General features: G+C 35.7%; 19 protein-coding genes, 1 riboswitch and 1 other annotated feature. Of the genes, 11 read left to right on the top strand and 8 right to left on the bottom strand.

Annotation, left to right across the window (positions count from 1 at the left end):
- Positions 1–34: 34 nt before the first annotated feature.
- The 3 genes from CLOST_RS00910 to CLOST_RS00900 form a co-directional block, all read right to left on the bottom strand.
- Positions 35–520, bottom strand: a complete 486-nt coding sequence (locus CLOST_RS00910; protein ID WP_231853137.1) for a phosphatase PAP2 family protein — start codon at positions 518–520, stop codon at positions 35–37.
- A gap of 116 nt (positions 521–636) precedes the next feature.
- The gene (locus CLOST_RS00905) at positions 637–1,251 is read right to left on the bottom strand and encodes a hypothetical protein (RefSeq protein ID WP_013360371.1); all 615 of its coding nucleotides are present in this window, start codon (positions 1,249–1,251) and stop codon (positions 637–639) included.
- A 33-nt stretch (positions 1,252–1,284) separates the two neighbouring features.
- A complete protein-coding gene (locus tag CLOST_RS00900) occupies positions 1,285–2,307 on the bottom strand; it encodes an HD-GYP domain-containing protein (RefSeq protein ID WP_013360370.1) in 1,023 nt (340 codons plus the stop codon).
- 322 nt (positions 2,308–2,629) lie between these two features.
- Here CLOST_RS00900 and CLOST_RS00895 point away from each other — a divergent pair, with 322 nt between their 5' ends.
- Positions 2,630–4,264, top strand: a complete 1,635-nt coding sequence (locus CLOST_RS00895) for a methyl-accepting chemotaxis protein (protein ID WP_162091636.1) — start codon at positions 2,630–2,632, stop codon at positions 4,262–4,264.
- Between the two features lie 5 nt (positions 4,265–4,269).
- Here the strand turns inward: CLOST_RS00895 and CLOST_RS00890 are convergent, their stop codons facing one another.
- The 4 genes from CLOST_RS00890 to CLOST_RS00875 form a co-directional block, all read right to left on the bottom strand.
- Positions 4,270–4,905 carry a hypothetical protein gene (locus CLOST_RS00890; protein ID WP_013360368.1) on the bottom strand — a complete coding sequence of 212 codons (636 nt, stop codon included), beginning with the start codon at positions 4,903–4,905 and terminating at the stop codon, positions 4,270–4,272.
- Positions 4,905–7,217 carry a homocysteine S-methyltransferase family protein gene (locus CLOST_RS00885; RefSeq protein ID WP_013360367.1) on the bottom strand — a complete coding sequence of 771 codons (2,313 nt, stop codon included), beginning with the start codon at positions 7,215–7,217 and terminating at the stop codon, positions 4,905–4,907. The genes CLOST_RS00890 and CLOST_RS00885 overlap by 1 nt, the downstream gene beginning before the upstream one ends.
- Positions 7,218–7,276: 59 nt before the next feature.
- Positions 7,277–7,380: riboswitch (SAM riboswitch) on the bottom strand.
- Positions 7,381–7,668, bottom strand: a complete 288-nt coding sequence (locus tag CLOST_RS00880) for a GIY-YIG nuclease family protein (RefSeq protein WP_013360366.1) — start codon at positions 7,666–7,668, stop codon at positions 7,381–7,383.
- Between the two features lie 12 nt (positions 7,669–7,680).
- Complete coding sequence (locus tag CLOST_RS00875) at positions 7,681–7,938, bottom strand: TfoX/Sxy family protein (protein ID WP_013360365.1); 258 nt, start codon at positions 7,936–7,938, stop codon at positions 7,681–7,683.
- A 334-nt stretch (positions 7,939–8,272) separates the two neighbouring features.
- Positions 8,273–8,496: a binding site (T-box leader), on the top strand.
- Between the two features lie 52 nt (positions 8,497–8,548).
- Here CLOST_RS00875 and CLOST_RS00870 point away from each other — a divergent pair.
- The 7 genes from CLOST_RS00870 (at position 8,549) to CLOST_RS00840 (ending at position 16,258) form a co-directional block, all read left to right on the top strand.
- Entirely contained in the window at positions 8,549–9,814 is a 1,266-nt protein-coding gene (locus tag CLOST_RS00870; protein WP_013360364.1) for an argininosuccinate synthase, read from the top strand.
- 20 nt (positions 9,815–9,834) lie between these two features.
- Entirely contained in the window at positions 9,835–11,151 is a 1,317-nt protein-coding gene (gene argH / locus CLOST_RS00865; protein ID WP_013360363.1) for an argininosuccinate lyase, read from the top strand.
- Between the two features lie 108 nt (positions 11,152–11,259).
- Positions 11,260–12,306, top strand: coding sequence for an N-acetyl-gamma-glutamyl-phosphate reductase (gene argC / locus CLOST_RS00860; RefSeq protein ID WP_013360362.1), 1,047 nt, complete (start codon positions 11,260–11,262; stop codon positions 12,304–12,306).
- Between the two features lie 17 nt (positions 12,307–12,323).
- A complete protein-coding gene (gene argJ, locus CLOST_RS00855) occupies positions 12,324–13,550 on the top strand; it encodes a bifunctional glutamate N-acetyltransferase/amino-acid acetyltransferase ArgJ (RefSeq protein ID WP_041487059.1) in 1,227 nt (408 codons plus the stop codon).
- A gap of 12 nt (positions 13,551–13,562) precedes the next feature.
- Positions 13,563–14,423: an acetylglutamate kinase gene (gene argB, locus CLOST_RS00850; protein WP_013360360.1), complete on the top strand. Its 861-nt coding sequence runs from the start codon at positions 13,563–13,565 to the stop codon at positions 14,421–14,423.
- Between the two features lie 4 nt (positions 14,424–14,427).
- The gene (locus CLOST_RS00845) at positions 14,428–15,642 is read left to right on the top strand and encodes an aspartate aminotransferase family protein (RefSeq protein WP_013360359.1); all 1,215 of its coding nucleotides are present in this window, start codon (positions 14,428–14,430) and stop codon (positions 15,640–15,642) included.
- 94 nt (positions 15,643–15,736) lie between these two features.
- A complete protein-coding gene (locus CLOST_RS00840) occupies positions 15,737–16,258 on the top strand; it encodes a GNAT family N-acetyltransferase (RefSeq protein ID WP_013360358.1) in 522 nt (173 codons plus the stop codon).
- Positions 16,259–16,260: 2 nt separating this feature from the next.
- On the opposite strand, the gene CLOST_RS00835 is transcribed toward CLOST_RS00840, so the two are convergent.
- The gene (locus CLOST_RS00835; RefSeq protein ID WP_013360357.1) at positions 16,261–17,496 is read right to left on the bottom strand and encodes a DEAD/DEAH box helicase; all 1,236 of its coding nucleotides are present in this window, start codon (positions 17,494–17,496) and stop codon (positions 16,261–16,263) included.
- Positions 17,497–17,816: 320 nt separating this feature from the next.
- Between CLOST_RS00835 and CLOST_RS00830 the strand changes: the two genes are divergently transcribed.
- The 3 genes from CLOST_RS00830 to CLOST_RS13350 all read left to right on the top strand — a co-directional run bounded on the left by CLOST_RS00830 (position 17,817) and on the right by CLOST_RS13350 (position 21,491).
- Positions 17,817–19,400: an ABC-F family ATP-binding cassette domain-containing protein gene (locus tag CLOST_RS00830; RefSeq protein WP_013360356.1), complete on the top strand. Its 1,584-nt coding sequence runs from the start codon at positions 17,817–17,819 to the stop codon at positions 19,398–19,400.
- 180 nt (positions 19,401–19,580) lie between these two features.
- Positions 19,581–21,146 (top strand): methyl-accepting chemotaxis protein, encoded by a 1,566-nt coding sequence (locus tag CLOST_RS13355; RefSeq protein WP_013360355.1) that lies wholly within the window; start codon positions 19,581–19,583, stop codon positions 21,144–21,146.
- 33 nt (positions 21,147–21,179) lie between these two features.
- Entirely contained in the window at positions 21,180–21,491 is a 312-nt protein-coding gene (locus tag CLOST_RS13350) for an ATP-binding protein (protein ID WP_259369990.1), read from the top strand.

The raw sequence follows: 21,491 nt of genomic DNA, 5'->3' as shown, positions 1-21,491 counted from the left end.
AATCTGTCTCCTCTCTTTTTCTTAAATTTCGAATTTATGTCTGGAGTTTTTTTCTAAGATATAGCCTATACACTAAATAGGCATCCATTAAGCCAAGCACTGCTCCTCCAAGTACATCAGTGAAATAATGCACTCCTAGATACAGCCTAGAAAAAGCAATCAGAAAGGCTAGAATAAAACAACTAAATCTATATTTCTTTATACCAAATAAAAAGATTCCTAAAACGGTAAATGATGAAGCTGTATGTCCAGAAGGAAATGAATAGCTTATAGGATGATTAATAATCACATCAAAGCTGTGCTTTATAAAAGGTCTGTCTCTTTGTATTATATTTTTTATTATTCCTTCTCCTAAAACCAATGTGAGCAGCAAAGCCATAATCATAGCAATGCCATAGGTTCTTGTTTGCTTGTAATATAGCATTATAAGTGCTAATAAAATCCAAATCAGACCCTTGTCTCCTAGCTTTGTTATAAAAGTCATGACATTGTCAAATAAAGGATTTGAAATACTATTCATAAATTGTAAAACAAATATATCTATCATTTTTCTTCACAAGCTTTCACATATAGTATTTTTAATATAACATATTATACCCTTTTAGTGGGAACTAATTTTGGTAAAAAAAATACCCACTAAAGGGTATTTTTAAAGTTTATGAATTCATTTGCAAATTCAATAAATTTATCTTTGGATGCAAAGTCGGCTCTTACATCACTGTTTTTATGGAAATCCTCCTCATACTTAGCAAGGTTCTCCATTCTATTGCTCACTTCTCTTAGTACATTTTCATCTAGAGTAATCCTTCTGCGAGTTCTAAGACAAGCTCTTACACTGCTATCTACCATCTCCATACGGTGAAGAAGTGCTACTGCTTGATATAAAACTCCTGGCTCCTGAAATCTCTGTACAGAGTCTAAAACCTTAGATACAGCTTCGCATAAAGCTTTAGGTTCGTTAGGGATTTTAGTTATCGCCTTTATTGCATATTCCGTATGAACTGAACTCTTTAAGTCTTCTAGTAGATTGACTAGACTATAGAATAAGCTTTCGTGGGATAACCACTCTGCAAACCTATAGAGTCTTATTGCCTTCGGATCATTTTTTTCCGACATTTCTTCAAGGTCCTCAAAAAACTCTCCTAGGGTTTCATAGCCTCCTAGATTCCTAAATTCTGCCATCAAAAGTCGTTGATCTTTTTCGTCTTTTTCTGCGATGATGTCTTCCAGGTTCATTTCCATAACATACATAAAATGCGCCCCCTATTAAGTTTTAAAAAAATACTAAAAAATTTCTACTATATGTTTATCCTTATACTCAGGACTTTGAAGGTTGACTACATGTCCATCCTCTAGCTTGATATAAGGCATAGAAACCTCATTCTCCGGCACAAAAACTATCTCTCCTACAGTTCCGTCGCTTAATCTCACAGAGCTTCCTATAAACTTGCTTCCAACTCTGTGTAAAAATACATATAAGGACTTTACATCTAGCTTTGTAATATATTCTCTTTCCATTATCCTTACAGCCTCAAAAACTGAAAGCTTTTCTGCAAGCTCTCCTCCAGTTGTAAGGTTTTGGAACACATCTGCAACAGCTATCACTTTTGCATATGGATGAATCTGAGTTCTAGTGAGTCCTTTTGGATAGCCTGAGCCGTCCATTCTCTCTTGAATCTGAAATGCTGCCTTTAATATATCTGTTGATACTGAATTTGCTCCCTTTACACTTGCAGGGTCTTGGTTAAAATCAAAATGAGCATACTCCATTATCTGACTAAGAAGTGCCGCTTCAGAAATTTCTTTAAGTTCTTTTTCACTAAGATACAGCCACTTTCCAATAGAGTATGCAAGAAGTGAAGTTTCTACTATCTGAGCATAATCATCTTGGTTTTCTAGCTTAATTTTTTCTATCATCTGGAAAAGGGTAAAAATTGAGTTTTCATACTCATGAGCTAGCTCTAATCCTTTATCTAAATCCTTAATCTCAGATATGTCGTTTGTTTCTTCAAAACGTCTTACATCTTCTTTTACTTCATTCATAATCTGAACAAATTCTTCTTTAAATAGCCTTACTTCATGAGCAATCCTTTGCTTTACGTCCTCTGATTCAACTACTTTTACAACTTCAGAAGGCACCTCATTTTTCACTAAAATTTGATCTATTCCATTTCTGTGTAAAACGATTGCAACAAGATCAGGATTCTCTATTTTGAAGCCCTTATATAATAATAATGCTCCTTTTTTACTAAAAATATCGCTATCAATAATCATGCCTTTTTCTAATTCTTTAATAGATACCTTCATAATTTCCCACTCCCGTCACATACTTTTCATATTTCATCGGCAAAATCTTAGTATTTATCCATAGAACTTAAGTATCATATTTATTTTTACATATCCTTATTATATCGTATAAATACATAAATATTACTACCCTTTTTTTATTATAACTATCAATTCTTAGAATTTATCAGAATTATTTTAAATTATTTAATTTTTATAATATTCCATTTTTATCCTTGTGTTAAAATAATTTAACTAATATAATGAATAATAATACCTACTTATATTAAATTTACATTTCGTATAAATTTCCCAATAAGGATGTGAATCAATGCTTAACCTCATGAATTTGAAAATCAGAACAAAAATCCTCGTTATTCCTCTAGCTATCTTGATAATATCAAATATTCTCTTAGCTGGAGTATCTACTTATGTAGCCCAGATGTATCTAAATCAGCAGATGGTCCAAGATGGAGAGCTCTTTGCAAATAATGCTCTTGAAAACTACAGGCGTATGAAATTTGTAAACGACAAGGAAATTAATAAATACCTGAGAGAGATTAGCGAATCAGAATACCTAATATATGCTAGTTTTTCTAGAAGCGACGGCACTATAACCTATCATAGCAACGAAGAAATGCGCGACCAAAAATACACAGACAAAACCATACTAGGATTGATGGAGACAAAAAAAGGTGGCTCTGCTAATTATTATTATCCTGCAATAAAAAAAGAGGTACTAAATATATCTATCCCTCTTAATGCTCAGGCAGGCTCATTTTTTCACATAGGTCTTTCTCTTGATAATGTACATAACAGCGTAAGAACCTTGATGATGGCTTTTTTAGTAGTTACAGCTGCTATACTTGCTGTTTCATTTATAATTTTACTAACTATTTCTAAAAAAATTATCAATCCTATACAAAGCTTATCCCTATCGTGCAACGAGCTTGCTAATGGAGATTTAACCAATGAAACTCCTGCCTTTGGAACCGATGAGCTAGGCGAAATGAGTCTAGGCTTTAATACGATGAAAGAAAATCTAAAATCCATGGTAAGAAGCATAGTAGATATATCAAACACAGTAAAGGATTCTTCTTCGCAAATAAATGTATCCTCTGAGCAACTGACTCAGACATCTGAGCACATAGCCTCTGCTATAGGTGTTTTAACTGAAGGCTCAGAAAAGCAAGTTGATTTCATGGAAGAAATCATGGAAAATGCAAATGACATCGGACAGCAAGTAGATCAAGTTGATGGAGAAATGCAAAAGCTTTCTAGCAGCTCAAAAATTATGAACAAGGATTTAGATGAGGTTCTTACAAGTATGCAAAGCATGGAAATGCAAATGGATATAATTTCAGACAGCACTGAAAAATCCCTTCATACAATTAAGGATATGGACCTGATATCAAACCAAATCGGAAATATAGTCGAGGTTATAAACGATATTGCCAATCAAACTAACCTTCTTGCACTAAATGCTGCTATAGAATCAGCTAGAGCTGGAGAAGCAGGAAGAGGCTTTGCCGTTGTTGCCGATGAAATTAGAAAGCTAGCTCAAAAATCCATAGAATCTGCTAACGATATATCGGAGCTTATTAAAACTACTCAGCAGACTATAGGAAAATCTAGAGATTCTATAGCTCAAGGTCAACAAGAAAGTAGTAAGGGTAAAGAAGTAGTACATCAAGTGGCTTCATCAGTGAAAAATGTTCAGTCCACTTTTAAAATGAATATAGATAATATGAGCAATCTTGGAAACAGCTTGCAGCTTCTTACTAACAGCAAGGAAAATATCATAAAAAACCTAACAGAAATAAATGCTATAATATCAGACTACGCTGCCTCTGCCGAGCAGGTATCAGCATCTACTGAGGAGCAAACAGCTTCTATGCAAGAAATGAGCTCTCTAGCTGAGGAATTGTTTACAAAGGCTGAAGAGCTAGATGGCCAAATCACAAAATTTAAAATTTAAATTTTTCAGGTTTTCATGCATGCCCAGGTTTTACAAGCATAACAATTTTCTCCTCTACACAGCCCTATGCCTTTTGGATAATTCCTAAGCTCAAGAGTAGATGAGGTTCCTACTATAGCAGTTATGCTCTTTTGAGGTATGAGCATTGAGCCATTGTAGCTTATAGTACAGGTATCATCTAGCTTTATAAGCTTTTCAGATTCATCTATAGCAATATCTCCATACCCAGGACTATATCTAAGAGTTAGAAATTTTCTCTTTTTGATATAGTCCTGTTTTAATCTCAAGTAAAGCTTTTCCATCAAAAAATCCACAGCAAATGATGCTAATTCATCGAGGAGTGTAGCCTTGTATATTTTATCTTCGCTTAGCAAGTCATGAATTTTATCATCTAGCTCTTTGCCTAGGGTAGCCCATATAAATATTGCCTTAGTAGAATTTTCAAGACCTTTAGCAAGATAATAGGATTTTATATCATACCCACAAAGCTTTACCATGAAGTCTGTAATGTTTGCAGGCAAAACCTTGTAACCTAGACTAGGTTTGATTTCTGATATAAGCTCAGATACCTCTGCTTCATCATAGGGTCTATCTATATATTTTAGTAGCTCTTTTGCATCTAGATTTAGATTTATACGCATTATTTTTCATCCACTTCCGTCAACGATTTTACTAGACCTATAGCTTTTATAGCATCTTTAGAATATCCATCAGCTCCTACCTTTCTTGCATAATCTTCAGTTACAACTGCTCCACCTACTATTATTTTTACATTAGGAAGCTCTGATTTAATATACTCTATAGTTGGCTCTAGATTTACCATGGTAGTAGTCATGAGGGCGCTTATTCCTATAATATCAGCATTTACTTCTTTTGCTTTTGCCACAAAGGCTTCTTTTGTGACGCTTTTTCCAAGGTCTATAATATTGTAGCCAAAAGGCTTTAGCACTGATTTTACTATGTTTTTACCTATGTCGTGAATATCCCCATATACCGTTCCAAAAACTAAGGTATGACTAGATTTTGCTTTATTTTCAAGCCTGTCAAATAATCCCTGAACTTTTTCAACTACTTGCATCATATCAGGTAAGAAAATTGTCTTTTCATCGTAAAGCTTTCCTGCCTGATCAAGTGCTATTAGCATTGTATTTATGACTTCTTGCTCTGTTTTTTCAGCTAGAAGGCTATCAAATGCACTTGGCTCTTCTTTATTAATAAGCTGATAAATCAGCTCTCCTTCTATAGTCAATTTATCTATATCCTCTAGCTCTATATAGGTTTTATTTGATATTTTTTCTTTTCCCATAAGTATCTGGGCTGACTCTATGGTTTCAACTATACCTTTTGAGCTAGCACTTGCAATTGCCATGGAAAGTCCACTTCCTATTAGCATAGAAAGCAAGGTTTGATTTAATCTATCTCTATTTTTCATGCCATAAGAAACATTGCTCAGCCCAAGAGAGGTCTTTATTCCTTTATTTGATAACTGCCTTACAATCTCTACTGTATCAAGTGGCGATATGCTGTAGGTTTTATTTGTGAAAAGCAGTGGGTCTATATAGATATCTTCAGCCCGTATTCCTTCACTTAGGAGTCTGCTCTGAAGCTTTTCTGCTATTTCTACAGTTTCAGCTATGGTAGTTGGCAGTATTTCATTTTCTATGCATAGTCCTATCACACTAGCACCATATTTTTTTGCAAGAGGAAGGATTTCACTTAATTCCTTTTCGTCCAATGCAACTGAGTTTATAAGCGCCTTTCCTGCATAATTTTTAAGCGCCTCTTCTATGATTTCAGGCTCTTTGGAATCTATGCAAAGTACAAAATCAGAATTTAGCTGTCCACTTATCACTAGCTCCCTTGCTAATGCTTTTTTATCTGCTCCTTCTGCATTGACATTGATATCAATTACATCTGCGCCTTTTAAGCACTGCTCTGATATAACGCTTGTAAGCCCTTTTATATCAAATTCTTCCATATACAGCTTTACAGCTTTTCTTGCATGAGGATTAATGGCTTCTCCAATTAAAATAAATGCTTCTGAAGAAACCACCTTGCCTTTTGAAGCAAGATATCCATGAGAGCTTGCTTTATTCTCCTTAATATTTTTTACTTCTATGCTATCGACTAGCCTTCTTAGCTCTTTAGTAAACTCAGGAGTAGATCCACAGCAAGAGCCTATATATCCCATATTAAGCTCAAAATATGGCTTCATTTGATTTGCAAATTCACTAGCTGACATGCTATAAACTACATCTTCTCCTACAATCTCAGGCATCCCTGCATTTGGCTGAGCAATAAGCTTTACACTGGTATACTTTTCTATCTCTACAAGTAACTCAAGTATATCCTTTGGTCCTTTTGAGCAGTTTATTCCTATGGCATCCACTCCTAGAGCATCTAAAATAACTCCTTGGGCAGCTGGCGATACTCCAGTCAAGGTATAGATGCTGTCATAGGTCATAGAGGCGAGTATAGGAATTTTTATATTGTGCTTCTTAAAAATATCCTTTAATGCAATTATTCCTGCTCTTAGCTCTCCTATATCGCTAAAGGTTTCAAAGATTACATAATCAGGCTGAGATATAGTTATAGCTTCAAGCTGTCTGTAAAATATCTCGTACATTTCTTCAAAGCTCACATCCCCTACAGGCTTTACAAATTCACCTGTAGGCCCTACAGAAAAAGCTATCTCTTTGCCTGTAGTTTTAGCTAAGTTTATTCCTGCAACGTTAATCTCCATTACCTTATCCTCTAGGTCATAGCTTTTTAACTTAAGAGGATTTGCTCCAAAGGTATTGGTTGTAATTATATCTGCTCCATTATCTGCATATTCTTTATGTATCTGCTTGATTACTTCGCCTTGAGTTAAGTTTAACTCCTCAGGACATTCAAAACATATACTTTTGCTAATAAGCTGACTTCCAAATCCACCATCGAATATTTTTATCATTGCTCTCTCCTTTACATTAAAAAAAGCTTTCTCAAAGAGAAAGCCTAGTTATAAGTTTTCTCTTATCTTCCTGCTAAGCAGTTGGATTTAGCACCTTTTCAGCCTGGGCTGAAGGTTGCTGAGACTTCACAGGGCCATATCCCTCCGTCTCTCTCGATAAGAATCATACTATTGAGTTTTTAATTAATGCTTCTTTTTGAAGCTTTGAGAGTTTTTTTATACTGCACTCTCTTTTCATTGCACTGCTTTTTGTATCGTGCCTTTCCACATAAACCAAGCTAACTGGAAGCCTTGCTCTAGTGTACTTTGATGCTGTTCCTTCACAGTGAAGTTTAAACCTCATATCGATATCCACTGTGTATCCAGTGTACAAGCTGTTATCTTTACATCTTAGCATATATACATAAAACTGCCTAATATTTTTTTGTAGTAATTCTTCTTGTTTTTTCATTTAATCCCAGCTTTACTTTTTTTCTGAGTCTGCAAATCTCTTTAAATCAGCTTTGATATCGTCTGCCAGATCATGCCATCTTATCCCTTGTATAGCTCCTTCTAATGCATACAGGGTGTTAATGCAGGCATCTATATCATGCTCTTTTAATATCACATATGCAGATTTTGAACCTAGCTTTCTAAGCTCTATAGGAGTAGTTATTCCTGCATTTATTAATCGTTGCTCTAGTGTTGGTCCTATGTTTTCCATATCTGATAGCTTACTCATATTACTCTCCCCTTTTAATATATACTCTATTCATTCTATATATTTATTAATCTACCAAAATTTAATACCTCATATAATAAATCATCTACTTACTAAAAATATATATAATTTAAATTATATTAAACAAAATTTGCTCAATTGTAAACAAAAACTTTAACTTTTGTAAAAATATTTTAAAAAATTTTTAAGCTTTAGGAAAATGTTTTTCATAATAATTTCATGGCTATTCCCCGATTATTTATATATAAAAATAATTTTTTAAAACATAAAAATATATTTTTTGATGTTGACAAGTAAAAATTAAATCCCTATAATCAGAAAAAAACAAGTATATGCATATCCAGTGATGGGAAAAGTAAGCTAAGAGATGACTCCAGCGAGTCGGCACAGAGTGGAAGGCCGACAGTCTCACCTTAACCGAACAAGGGACCCTGAGGATGCCTTTTGAAATCAAAGTATGAAGGCACGGCTGTCGCCGTTAACGATATCGAGTGAATTGTATTAGTGCACAAATACAATTAATTAGAGTGGTACCGCGGATATAAATCCGTCTCTTTGTAATACGAAGAGGCGGATTTTTTTAATTTCTAAAATAATGGAGGAAAATATAATGAAAACAAATAATATAACTAAAAAAGATAAAATAGTACTTGCTTACTCTGGTGGACTTGACACTTCTATAATCATTCCATGGCTAAAAGAAAACTACAATGCAGATATAATAGCTGCTTGCATAAACGTAGGACAAGATGAAGATATGCAAAAGGTTCAGGAAAAAGCTATAAAATCAGGAGCATCAAAAGTATATATAGCTGATGTAGTGGATGAATTTGTAAAAGACTATGTATATAAATCGATTAAAGCAAATGCTCTTTATGAAGGCAAATATCTTCTAGGAACTGCTCTAGCTAGACCTTTAATAGCTAAGAAGCTAGTAGAAATAGCTCATATAGAAGGCGCTCCTTATATCTGCCACGGATGTACTGGAAAAGGAAATGACCAGGTTCGTTTCGAAGTAGGAATAGCAGCTTTTGATCCAGATATAAAAGTAATTGCTCCATGGAGAATCTGGGATATCAAATCCCGTGAAGATGCAATAGACTATGCAAATGCAAAAGGCATAGAGGTTCCTTGTACAAAAGATAAAATCTACTCAAGAGATCAGAATCTTCTTCACATCAGCCATGAAGGTGGAGATTTGGAAGATACTAAAAACGAACACAAAGCAGATATCCTTTACATGATGACAAAAACTCTTGAAAAGGCTTCAGATGAAGCAGAATATGTAGAGCTTACCTTTGATAAAGGCGAGGCTGTAATGCTAAATGGCGTATCACTTGAGCCACACGAAATGCTAGCTCAGCTTAACCAAATAGGTTCAAATCATGGTATTGGTGTACTAGATATGATAGAAAATCGTCTAGTTGGGATGAAATCAAGAGGTGTATATGAAACTCCTGGTGGAAGTATTTTAGTTCAGGCTCACAGCTTGCTTGAAAGCCTTACTCTAGACAGAAATACAACTCATACTAAAAGCATCCTAGCTCTTGAATATGCAAAGCTAATCTACGATGGCTTATGGTTTAGTCCACTTCGTGAATCGCTAGATGCTTTCTTTGAAAAGACTCAAGAGATGGTAAGCGGCACAGTAAAAATCAAGCTTTATAAAGGCAATATAATGCCAGCATCAATAGACAGTCCTTTCGCACTTTACGATGAAGCTATTTCATCATTTGGAGAAAGCCCTCTTTATGACCACAAGGATGCAGAAGGCTTTATAAATCTATATTCACTGCCTACTAAGATACAAAGCATGATGAAGAAAAAAGTTCAGCAACAAGAAGCTCTTAAAAACAATATAAAAGCAGTAGGCTAAGCTATAAATAGGAGGAAGTAATGAAACTTTGGGGCGGCAGATTTAAAACAGAAGAAGACAGCTTTATGGATAAGTTTAACAGCTCGTTTAATATAGACCAAAGACTTTGGGAGCAGGACATAAAGGGCTCTATAGCCCATGTGTCCATGCTCAGCAAGTGTCACATATTAAGCAGTGATGAGGCTGAAAAAATAATAAAGGCACTTGAGCAAATACATGCAGAAATTCTAGATGGAAGTCTTTTTCTTGAAGGTGAGTTTGAAGATATTCACAGCTTTTTAGAATATCAAGTAACTCAAAAAGCTGGAGCAGTAGGAAAGAAAATGCATACTGCAAGAAGCAGAAACGATCAAGTTGCCCTTGATATGAAGCTATATGTAAAGCTCTCTGGTCAGGAAGTAATAAAAAGCTTAGAAAAGCTCATATCAGCTATAGAACAAAAATCAAATGAATCTAGCTTTCCTATGCCAGGCTACACTCATTTGCAAAGAGCTCAGATAGTTACCTTTAAGTATCATCTTATGGCATATTATGAAATGCTTTCTAGAGATATGAAACGTATAGAAAACGCCCTATCCATAATGGATACTTGTCCTCTTGGAAGCTGCGCCCTAGCAGGAACTACCTACCCTATAGACAGAGAGTTTACAGCAGCTATGCTCGAATTTGAAGCTGTACAAAAGAACACTATGGACTCAGTAAGTGACAGAGATTATATAATAGAGATGATTTCTGCATTTAGCATCATAATGATGCATCTTAGCAGACTATCAGAGGAATTTATAATATTTTCAACCAAAGAATTTGACTTTATAGCTTTATCTGATGCCTACAGCACTGGAAGCAGTATCATGCCTCAAAAGAAAAATCCAGATTCGCTAGAGCTAGTAAGAGGCAAAACAGGCAGACTTTATGGCAATCTCATGGGAATCCTAACTACTATGAAAGCTCTTCCTCTAACCTACAACAAGGACATGCAAGAGGATAAGCAGTATTACTTTGAAAGCCTAGACACAGTTATCGACTGTATCACCATCATAGAAGGAGTAGTAAGTACTCTCACCGTAAAATCTGAAAATATGGAAAAAGCTACAAAGGGAGGCTTTTTAAATGCTACAGAGCTTGCAGACTACTTAGTAAAGCAAGGAATAGCATTTAGAGATGCTCATAGCATAGTGGGGCAGGTAGTAAAGCACTGCGAAGCAAAAGCTATGGAAATAGACCAGCTTTCACTTGAAGAACTAAAGGCTTTTAGTCCTCATATAAAGGAAGATGTGTACAGCTATATAGAGCCTTCTTCTATACTAAAGCAAGGCACTAAACCAGATATGCTTTAATTACAATTTCAAAACATCATATAGGACTTCATAAAATCTTGGAATGGTAGTTGATACTATTACTCCTTGATTTTTTTTACCCAAAATCCGGAAGAAAGGTGTGAACTTATGATAAAAATCGGAATATTAGGCTCAACTGGATATGCAGGAAGTGAACTCGTAAGGCTACTTAGCTCTCACCCTTATGCAGAAATTGTATTTCTGGATTCTAGAAGCTATGAAAATAAATCCTACACAGACATCTATCCACATCTAGAGTCAAAGCTAGATAAAAAATGCTCATCTATAGACCTTATGGATGATTCTCATTTCAAAAACCTAGATCTTTTATTTTGCGCTCTACCTCATGGGCTGTCCCAAATAGCAGTAAAGCAGGGACTAAAAAATAAAGTTAAGGTGATCGATTTATCCGCTGACTTTCGTATATCTGATGTAGCTTCATATGAGCATTGGTATCAAGTTGAGCATTTGGCTAAAGAAGAAGTAAAGCTTGCTGTGTACGGTCTATGTGAAATAAATAGAGAAAAAATTAAAACTGCAACCCTAGTTGCAAACCCTGGGTGCTATCCTACGAGCATTCTACTGGCTCTTTATCCCCTTCTTAAGGAAGGTGTAATAAAAGCCCAAGGCATAATAGCAGATTCAAAATCCGGCATCTCAGGCGCAGGAAGAAATCTTTCAGATGCCAACCTTTTTTCTCAGTGCAATGAAAACATAAGAGCTTATAGTCTATGCAAACATAGACACATACCAGAAATAGAAGAGCAGCTAAGCTTATATTCTGATACCACTCTTACTTTGCAGTTCACCCCTCATTTGATTCCTATGAATAGAGGTATCCTAAGCACTATATATGCAGATATGAATAAAAATCTTTCCTGCAGTGAGGTTTATGACCTATACATCACCTACTACTCAGATGAATATTTTGTAAGACTGCTTTCAGGCGGTAAGCTTCCTCAGACAAAAGCTGTATCTGGTTCAAACTACTGCGATATAGGATTTGATATAGATAAAAGAACTGGAAAAATAATAATCGTAAGTGCAATAGATAATTTAATCAAAGGCGCATCTGGACAAGCTGTCCAAAATATGAACCTTATGTTTGGCTTAGATGAGCATATAGGTATCAATCAGCTTCCTATGTGGCCATAGAAAAGGAGGAGATACCTATGAATAAATATATAGTAATAGATGGAGGAGTAAGCTCTCCAAAAGGCTTTCTTTCCAGCGGAATTCACAGTGGAGTCAAAAAAAGTGGAAAAAACGACCTTAGCCTAGTATATAGCGAGGTTCCTGCATATAGCTGGGCAATGTTTACTACTAATAAAGCCTGCGCCGCTCCTGTCACTTTATCAAAATCACATATTCAAGACCAAAATATCCAAGCAATAGTAATAAATAGTGGCAATGCCAATGCCTGTACTGGTCAAAAAGGGCTAAGCGATGCCTACGAAATGGCTACAGTAACAGCCAGTGCTCTAAATATTGCTCCTCAAAATGTAATTGTATCTTCAACTGGACTAATCGGCCTACCTCTTGAGATGGATAAAATAAAAGCAGGAATAGCTAAAGCCGCGAGTGCTCTATCCGTAAACGGAAGCGAGGAAGCTGCAAAAGGCATAATAACTACAGACGCACACCTCAAAACCATAGCTGTGCAAGTAACTATAGACAATAAAGTCGTAACTATAGGCGGCATGGCAAAAGGCTCTAGAATGATACATCCTCAGATGGCAACCATGCTCAGCATAGTAACTACAGATGCAAATATAGATAAGACTTACCTCAAATATCTCCTTAATGACACTACTGAAAAAACCTACAATATGATATCCATCGACGGTGATACAAGCACAAACGATATGGTAGCTGTTATGGCAAACGGCAAGGCTTGTAATAACGAGCTAAATGCAAATCATCCAGAAGTACAAAGCTTTGCAAATGCCTTTGCCTTTGTAAATGAATACCTAGCAAAATCAATAGTTGCGGATGGAGAAGGAGCTACAAAATTTATAGAGGTGCAAGTTGTTAACAGCAACACTCTAGCTTCTGCAAAGCTCGCTGCAAAATCTATTTTGACCTCTAATCTTGTCAAAACTTCACTATTTGGCGAAGAGAGCAATTGGGGCAGAATTCTCTGCAGTATAGGCTACTCAGGAGCTCAGTTTGATATGGATAAATTAGAAATCAGCCTTGTAGGAGATAATAAAGAAACCATAAAAATAGTAGAAAATGGTCAAAGTACTATATTTTGCAAGGAATCAGCAAAAAAACTTCTCAAAGAGAGAAATATAACTATCCTTGTAGACTTCAAAACAGGCAGTCAAAACTCTATCGCTTGGGGCTGTGACCTATCACATGATTATGTAAAAATAAACTCTAGCCATATAAGTTAGGAGGAAAAATTCATGGTAAATCAGCTTACTCCTCAGCAGAAAGCTCATGTACTGCTTGAGAGTCTATCCTATATCAAAATCTTTCATAAACAGATAGTAGTAATAAAATACGGTGGCAACGCTATGATTAACAATCAGCTCAAGGAATGCGTAATTAGAGATATTGCTCTTCTTAAGTACATAGGAATAAACCCTGTAATAGTGCATGGAGGAGGGCCTGAAATAAATGAACTAATGACTCTTTACAAGAAAAAACCGGAATTTATAAATGGTCTTAGAGTGACAGATGAAGAGACTATGAAAATCACTGAAATGGTGCTCACTGGCAAAATAGCACCTGAGATAGTCTCTCTATTTAGCAATCACGACATCAAAGCTCTTGGGCTTAGCGGAAAAGACGGAAATATCATAAAAGCCAAACAAAAAAGCGAGGAGCTGGGATTGGTCGGAGAAATCACTAGCATCAATCCAGAACTTATCCTATCTGTGATAGAAAAAGGCTATGTGCCAGTAATTTCACCTATAGGAATAGGTGAAAACGGAGAAAGCTACAATATAAACGCTGATGAAGTCGCAGGAAAAATAGCTATAAGCCTTAATGCCAAAAAACTCATCCTTATAACAGATGTAGCTGGTGTGCTTGAAAACCATCAAGATCCAAACACTGTAATATCTGCACTTAATATCAATGAAGCCTATTCCTACATAAAAAAAGGAATAATCAAAGGTGGAATGATTCCTAAAATGTTCTGCTGTCTCAATGCTGTGACTAACGGTGTGGAAAAATGTCATATAATCGACGGCAGACAATTTCACTCCATTTTGCTGGAGGTATTCACAGACACTGGTATCGGCACAATGATTACTGCATAAAAGTATGAAAGGAGCTGTAAACATACAAAATATAATAGATGAAGGTCAAAAATATCTAATGTCAAACTACGGCAGATTTCCAATTAGCTTTAGCCATGGGGAAGGCTGCAGAGTATATGACTATAATCAAAGAGAATATATAGATTTTCTAGGAGGAGTAGCTGTAAACATCCTCGGCTATAACAACAAAAAACTAAACGATGCAATAGCTACCCAAAGTCAGAAGCTGATTCACATATCCAATTATTTCTGGATAGATACTCAAGTTAAGCTAGCAAAACTGCTCGTAGAAAACTCCTTCGATGGCAAAGCTTTTTTCTGTAACTCTGGTGCAGAAGCAAACGAAGGGGCTGTAAAGCTAGCTAGAAAATATGCCTACAGAAAATATGGTATCCAAAAAAATGAAGTCATAGCTATGACAGGCTCATTTCATGGCAGAACCTTAGCGACGCTTAACCTAACAGACAATCCAAAATACAAGGAAGGCTTTGGTCCTCATCCAGAAGGCTTTAAGTTTGCAAAGTTCAATGATATAGATTCATTTAAGCAGGTCCTAACAAAAAATACCTGCGCTGTTATTTTTGAGCCCATCCAAGGTGAAGGCGGAATAACTCCAATAGATAGCGACTTTATCAAGAAGGTATCTGAGCTTTGCAAGCAAAATGATGTTCTTCTCATAGCTGATGAAATTCAAACAGGCATGGGTAGAACCGGGAAATTATTTGGCTACCAGCATCACGATATCACCCCAGACATCATGACAGTGGCAAAAGGTCTTGCGGGTGGATGTGCTATAGGAGCTGTAATAGCTAAGGTAGAAGTGGCAGATGCTTTTCAAAGTGGAGACCACGGCAGTACCTTTGGCGGAAATCCTTTAGCTTGCGCCGCAGGTGTTGCCACACTTGAGACAATCCTGGATGATGAACTTGCTGAAAATGCTGAAAAAATCGGCGAATATTTTAAATTAAAGCTTCAATATCTGTCTCAAAAATATTCAGTAGTAAAAGCTGTGCGTGGCCACGGTCTTATGCTTGGACTTGAGCTTAGCATACCTGGAGCAGCTGTAGTTCAAAAAGCCCTATACAAAGGCTTCCTTATAAACTGCACTGCCACAAATGTGCTCAGATTTATTCCACCTCTTATAATAGGAACTAGCGAAATAGATTTGCTCATAGAAATACTGTCCGAAATATTTGAAGAGCTTGAGCTTGCCGCTTAGTAAGCCCTTATGTAATTTTCTTGTCGCTTTCTGACTGTAATTATATGATACAATATTTATGTAAAATACTAAAAGGTCATGGAGGCGATGTATTGTGCAAAACCTACTATTAGAAAACGACATAGTAAGAGTCAGAGCTTCTTCAGAAAGCGATATAGACTATATAATGAAAACAGAGAGCGACCCTAGCAATTCTCCTTATGTATTTCAGTGGACCTATGACCAGCACAAGGCTGCTATGGAAAATCCTGATATCCTTCATCTATTAATAGAAGATAAAGATACAAGTGAGCCTACTGGCTATATGATAGTGGCAGGAGTTCTCAGTCCTCATAAGAGCATAGAGCTAATGAGAATAGCAGTATCCCAAAAAAATAAAGGCTTCGGCCGTGACAGTATTAAACTGCTACTTGCCTATGCCTTTGATACACTAGGTGCTAATAGAGTATGGCTAGATGTCAAAGAATACAACTACTCTGCTCAAAGCCTTTATAAATACCTTGGCTTTGCTCAGGAGGGGCTTTTAAGAGAAGCTGTATTTCACAATGGAAAATACGACTCTATCTACATCATGGCAATACTCAAAAAAGATTATTTAAAACAAAAGAAAAATTAGCCTTATCTTTTAGGAGCTCTTCCTTTATTCCTTGAATTTTTCTTTGAATTCTTCTTTAAAAAGTCATCAAATGATGGCTTTTTCTTTGCTTGAGGCTTTGCTTTACTATCCTCATGCTTTACTGCCTTATGCATTTCTATCTTTTTTACATCTGCCTTGATATCCCCTTCTAGTTTTTCAAGTGATGCATTGTGCTTTGGTGTTACAAAAGTCACTGCTGTGCCCTTTTCTCCAGCTCTTCCTGTTCTTCCTATTCTGTGGATATAGGTGTCAGTATCAAGTACCATATCGTAGTTGTAAATATGAGTGATTCCATCTACATCTATTCCTCTAGCCGCAACATCTGTAGCAATAAGAAGCTGAATCTTTGCGTTTCTAAAATCCTTCATGACCTTTTCACGCTTAGCTTGGCTTAAATCTCCGTGAAGCTGGTCACAGTTATAGCCTTTTTGAGAAAGGTCTTCATAAAGAGCAGTTACTCTTCTTTTAGTACGGCAGAAAACTATTGCCATAAAAGGCTGCTGAGTATCTATCATCTCGCATAGAGCTTCTTGCTTTTTTCTGTCCGTAGTATGGACTATGATCTGATCTATCTCGTCAAGCGTCACATTTTGTCCTTTTACACTCACATAATGAGGTTCATTCATATAAGTTTTGGCTAATTTTTTCACTTCTTTATTAAAGGTAGCTGAAAAGCACATCACTTGTTTTTCTGATGGGGTATAAGAAAATATCGCATCCACTTCATCCAAAAATCCCATGTGAAGCATCTGGTCAGCCTCATCTAGTACCAGCATCTTTAGCTTGCTAAGGTTTAGACTTTCTCTTCTAATTAAATCCAGGATTCTTCCTGGTGTGCCCACAACAAGTGGAATATTTTTCTTTAATTTATTAAGCTGCTTTTCTACATCCTGTCCACCATAGGCAGATAGGATATTGATGCCTTTTACGGATATCAGCTTTTGAGCCTCTTCACTGATTTGGATTGCAAGCTCTCTAGTTGGCGAAATAATAAGTGCCTGAGTATCCTCTGAATCTACATCGATTTTTTCCAATATCGGAAGTAAAAAAGCAAGGGTTTTTCCCGTTCCAGTTTGAGCCTGAGCTATTACATCCCTTCCCTCTAATATATATGGAATGGATTTGACCTGTACCTGAGTAGGCGTATCTATTCTAAGCTTTAAAAGCCTTTCGCTAAGCTCATTTGTAATCCCTAATTCTATAAAATCTTTCTTCATATAATAGTCTCCTTAAAATTAACATAAAATTCATTTTATCATTTATAACAATATATTGCTATATTTTACTTTCAAATTCATATCCACAGAAAAATATAAAATTCTTGTTAAATCAGTGGCTAAAATTGGACTTTTGCACAATGTTATCCACTTATCCACAGATATTATACACTATTTTATCAACATATCCACAACAAAAACTTCCAAAATTGTGGAAAAACTTTCCTATATGGGTGTAAATTTGTTTATTTTATCCATTATATATGTTAAAATGGAAACTGTGTGTAAATTAACGAAGAATAACTGGAGGAATAAATAAATTGATTAGTGTAACTAACTTGGCTCTTCGCTATGGCGATAAAAAATTATTTGAAGATGTTAACCTAAAATTCACACCTGGCAACTGCTACGGTGTAATCGGCGCAAACGGTGCTGGAAAAACTACCTTCCTAAAAATCCTGTCTGGAGAAATAGATGCAAATGCAGGTGAGGTTCATGTAGCTCCAAACGTGCGTATGTCTGTACTAAAGCAGGATCACTACAGATATGACGAGCATAGTGTCCTTGACACAGTAATAATGGGAAATGCCCGCCTATATGAAATCATGAAAGAAAAAGATGCTCTATATGCTAAAGAAGACTTCACAGATGAAGATGGAATCAAGGCTTCGGAATTAGAAGGCGAATTTGCAGAGATGGACGGCTGGGAAGCTGAATCCGATGCTTCTTCACTACTTCAAGGTCTAGGCATAGGAACTGACCTTCACTACAGTCTGCTTAAGGATTTAGAAGGTAGCGAAAAAGTAAAGGTACTGCTTGCTCAGGCTTTATTTGGCAAGCCTGGAATTTTGATTCTTGACGAGCCTACTAACCACCTTGACATCAAAGCTATAAAATGGCTTGAAGAGTTTTTAATCAGCTTTGACGGAACAGTTATAGTAGTATCGCACGACAGACACTTCCTTAACAACGTATGTACTCATATGGCTGATGTGGACTTTGGAAAAATCAAGCTTTATGTAGGAAACTACGATTTTTGGTATGAATCTAGTCAGCTAGCTCTTTCACTTATGAAGGACCAGAACAAGAAAAAAGAAGAAAAAATCAAACAGCTTCAAGACTTTATCGCTCGCTTTAGTGCCAATGCCTCAAAGTCAAAGCAAGCTACATCAAGAAAGAAAATGCTTGATAAAATAAATATAGAAGATATCCAGCCCTCAACTAGAAGATACCCATATGTAGGCTTTACTATGGAAAGAGAAGTAGGAAATGACATCTTAATGGTAGAAAACCTATCAAAGAGTATAGATGGAGTAAAAATCCTAGACAATGTATCTTTTACAGTTAGAAAAGGCGATAAAATAGCATTTTTAGGCGAGAGTGAAATAATGGTAACGACTTTATTTCAAATCCTTGCTGGCGAGCTAGAGCCAGACAGCGGTACAGTAAAATGGGGCGTAACTATTACAAAATCATATTTCCCTAAGGATAATGCAAAATATTTTGATGGCATCAAGATAAACCTAGTTGACTGGTTAAGACAATACTCTGTAGAGAAAGCAGAAACTTATATTAGAGGCTTCCTAGGTAGAATGCTGTTTTCTGGAGAAGAAGCTCTAAAAGAAGTAAATGTGCTTTCTGGAGGAGAAAAAGTTCGTTGCATGCTGTCTCGTATGATGCTAAGCAGTGCCAATGTACTAATCCTAGATCAGCCTACAAACCACTTAGACCTTGAGTCTATCACAGCTGTAAACAACGGCCTAAAGGATTTCAAGAGCAATGTATTATTCGCTTCTCATGACCACGAGTTCATCCAAACAATAGCAAACAGAATCATCTACTTGACTGAAACTGGAGCTAAGGACTACATGATGACTTACGACGAGTACTTAGATCAGATATAACTGAGTTAACTTAAAAAAATTCATAAGTAAAACCTAATACTTAAGAAAATATACAGTTTTCTAAGTATAATATAGAATAAAAAAAGGGATTGCCTAAAAAAGAACACGGTTCTTTGTAGGGCAGTCCCTTTTTTCGGGTAGAAAATACTTAGTTTCATATAAAATTCTAGGGGTGATAGTATGCTGAAATCTAAATCAAGACTAGCCAATAAATTATCCTTCTTTATAGCTGTACTGCTTCTTGCAGTTTTTTTGCTAATCTCAGTATTTTGCTTTAGAATACTATTCACCCAGACCCAGCAAAATCTGCTAAAGCAAGTAGCTCTTCAGGAAAAAGCTATCTCAAGCGAAATAGTTCACATATTTGAAAATGCTAGGCAGTATACTCATCAAATGTCTTTAAACAGAGATATAACTACTTATCTCAAAGGCGTTGATTCAAAAGACGAGATTAGAACTCATGAAAATTATCCTTATGTCCTAGACTATCTTACGAAGATAAAAGAAAGCAGTCCTCTTCACTTTCTAGCTTGGGTAGCAAATGAGAAGGCAAACTTTTACCTTGATAATTCAAACACTGTCCCTGATGAATCCTATGTGGTAAAGGATAGACCTTGGTACGAGGTAGCACTCAGCTCTGATAAGCCGGTTTTTACAAATCCCTATGTAGAGTGGAATACTAGAAAAACTGTTGTTTCTTCTATTCAGGCCCTTAGAGAAGATACTTCCGTCTATGGCTTTGTAGTAGTAGATATAATGCTAGACACCATCCCTGGAATTATAGAATCCAGAACCGTAGATTTTAATGATAAAACATTTTTAATTACTTCAGATGGAACCTATCTATATCATCCAGATAAACAAAAAATTATGACAGAGTCTATATATGATGATGGGCTATATGAAGCTATGAAATCTAGTACCTTTAAAGATTTTTTTGAAGAGATAAAATATAATGATACCTCTTACTTTATGAGCTCATACACCATAGGAGAAAATGGCTGGCAGCTTATATCTTTAATAGATTCAAACCGAATAAAAAAAGAAATTATTAATATATTTACTTCTATAGTTTTTATTGTGCTATTCTTCTTTCTTCTAGCAATAATTTCCATATATTTTATTGTCAGCAAAACCACTAAGCCTTATTCCATCTTGAGTATCTTTGCTGATGATATAGCTAATGGAGATTTTTCCAAAAATATTCCGGAAAATTATTTAAAAAGAAAAGACGAGATGGGTGTAATATCCATATCCTTTCAGCGGATAATAGATGCTTTTAGAGATGAAAATCAAAGTCTAGAAGAAAAAATAACCGAAAAAAATAGAGAATTAGAAGAGCAGTATGAATATATATTTCAAACAGAAAAAGCTGCTTCTCTTGGCAATCTAGTAGCAGGAGTAGCTCATGAAATTAACACTCCTTTAGGGATAGGAGTATCTACAGCTTCACATATATCACAGCTCAATAATGATGTACTTCAAAAATTAAACGATGGCACTATGACTAAAGAAGACTTAAAAAATTTTATGATAAACTTAGCTGAATCATCTAGCCTTCTTGAAAATAATTTAAATAGAGCTTCTGAACTTATTAAGAGTTTTAAGCAGGTTGCTGTAGATCAAATAAGTGAAGCTAAGACAAGCTTCCTTCTAAAAGACAATATTAACTCTGTAATAATTAGCCTTAGGTCAACATATAAAAATGCTGGACATACTATTAAACTTGATTGTCCTGAAGATTGAGAATTAAATAGCTATCCTGGAGTTTATTCTCAAATTTTTACAAATCTCATAATGAACTCTATAGAACATGGATTTAGTAACAAAGAAAAAGGAAAAATCTATATAAAATGCACTGCAGACCATGAGTTTCTCTATATGCATTATGAAGATGATGGGATAGGCATATCAAGTGAAAACCTAAAACAAATCTACGAGCCATTTTTTACAACCAATAGGCAAAATGGAAACAGCGGGCTAGGCATGAACATAGTATTTAACCTAGTAAATCAAAAATTAAAGGGCACAATGTCTGCACAAAGTACCCCTTTAGAATTTACTAGCTTTGATTTTAAAATTCCTATTTAA

The organism is Acetoanaerobium sticklandii, assembly GCF_000196455.1.
Taxonomy (GTDB): Bacteria; Bacillota; Clostridia; order Peptostreptococcales; family Filifactoraceae; genus Acetoanaerobium; species Acetoanaerobium sticklandii.
Note: the sequence above shows the minus strand (reverse complement) of the source record. Positions and strands in the feature narration are given on the sequence as shown.

What these genes read in the sequence shown, in the direction of transcription:
- CLOST_RS00910 (WP_231853137.1), bottom strand. Translation starts at nt 520, where the DNA reads ATGAATAGTATTTCAAATCCTTTATTTGACAATGTCATGACTTTTATA.
- CLOST_RS00905 (WP_013360371.1), bottom strand. Translation starts at nt 1,251, where the DNA reads ATGTATGTTATGGAAATGAACCTGGAAGACATCATCGCAGAAAAAGAC.
- CLOST_RS00900 (WP_013360370.1), bottom strand. Translation starts at nt 2,307, where the DNA reads ATGAAGGTATCTATTAAAGAATTAGAAAAAGGCATGATTATTGATAGC.
- CLOST_RS00895 (WP_162091636.1), top strand. Translation starts at nt 2,630, where the DNA reads ATGAATTTGAAAATCAGAACAAAAATCCTCGTTATTCCTCTAGCTATC.
- CLOST_RS00890 (WP_013360368.1), bottom strand. Translation starts at nt 4,905, where the DNA reads ATGCGTATAAATCTAAATCTAGATGCAAAAGAGCTACTAAAATATATA.
- CLOST_RS00885 (WP_013360367.1), bottom strand. Translation starts at nt 7,217, where the DNA reads ATGATAAAAATATTCGATGGTGGATTTGGAAGTCAGCTTATTAGCAAA.
- CLOST_RS00880 (WP_013360366.1), bottom strand. Translation starts at nt 7,668, where the DNA reads ATGAAAAAACAAGAAGAATTACTACAAAAAAATATTAGGCAGTTTTAT.
- CLOST_RS00875 (WP_013360365.1), bottom strand. Translation starts at nt 7,938, where the DNA reads ATGAGTAAGCTATCAGATATGGAAAACATAGGACCAACACTAGAGCAA.
- CLOST_RS00870 (WP_013360364.1), top strand. Translation starts at nt 8,549, where the DNA reads ATGAAAACAAATAATATAACTAAAAAAGATAAAATAGTACTTGCTTAC.
- argH (WP_013360363.1), top strand. Translation starts at nt 9,835, where the DNA reads ATGAAACTTTGGGGCGGCAGATTTAAAACAGAAGAAGACAGCTTTATG.
- argC (WP_013360362.1), top strand. Translation starts at nt 11,260, where the DNA reads ATGATAAAAATCGGAATATTAGGCTCAACTGGATATGCAGGAAGTGAA.
- argJ (WP_041487059.1), top strand. Translation starts at nt 12,324, where the DNA reads ATGAATAAATATATAGTAATAGATGGAGGAGTAAGCTCTCCAAAAGGC.
- argB (WP_013360360.1), top strand. Translation starts at nt 13,563, where the DNA reads ATGGTAAATCAGCTTACTCCTCAGCAGAAAGCTCATGTACTGCTTGAG.
- CLOST_RS00845 (WP_013360359.1), top strand. Translation starts at nt 14,428, where the DNA reads ATGAAAGGAGCTGTAAACATACAAAATATAATAGATGAAGGTCAAAAA.
- CLOST_RS00835 (WP_013360357.1), bottom strand. Translation starts at nt 17,496, where the DNA reads ATGAAGAAAGATTTTATAGAATTAGGGATTACAAATGAGCTTAGCGAA.
- CLOST_RS13355 (WP_013360355.1), top strand. Translation starts at nt 19,581, where the DNA reads ATGCTGAAATCTAAATCAAGACTAGCCAATAAATTATCCTTCTTTATA.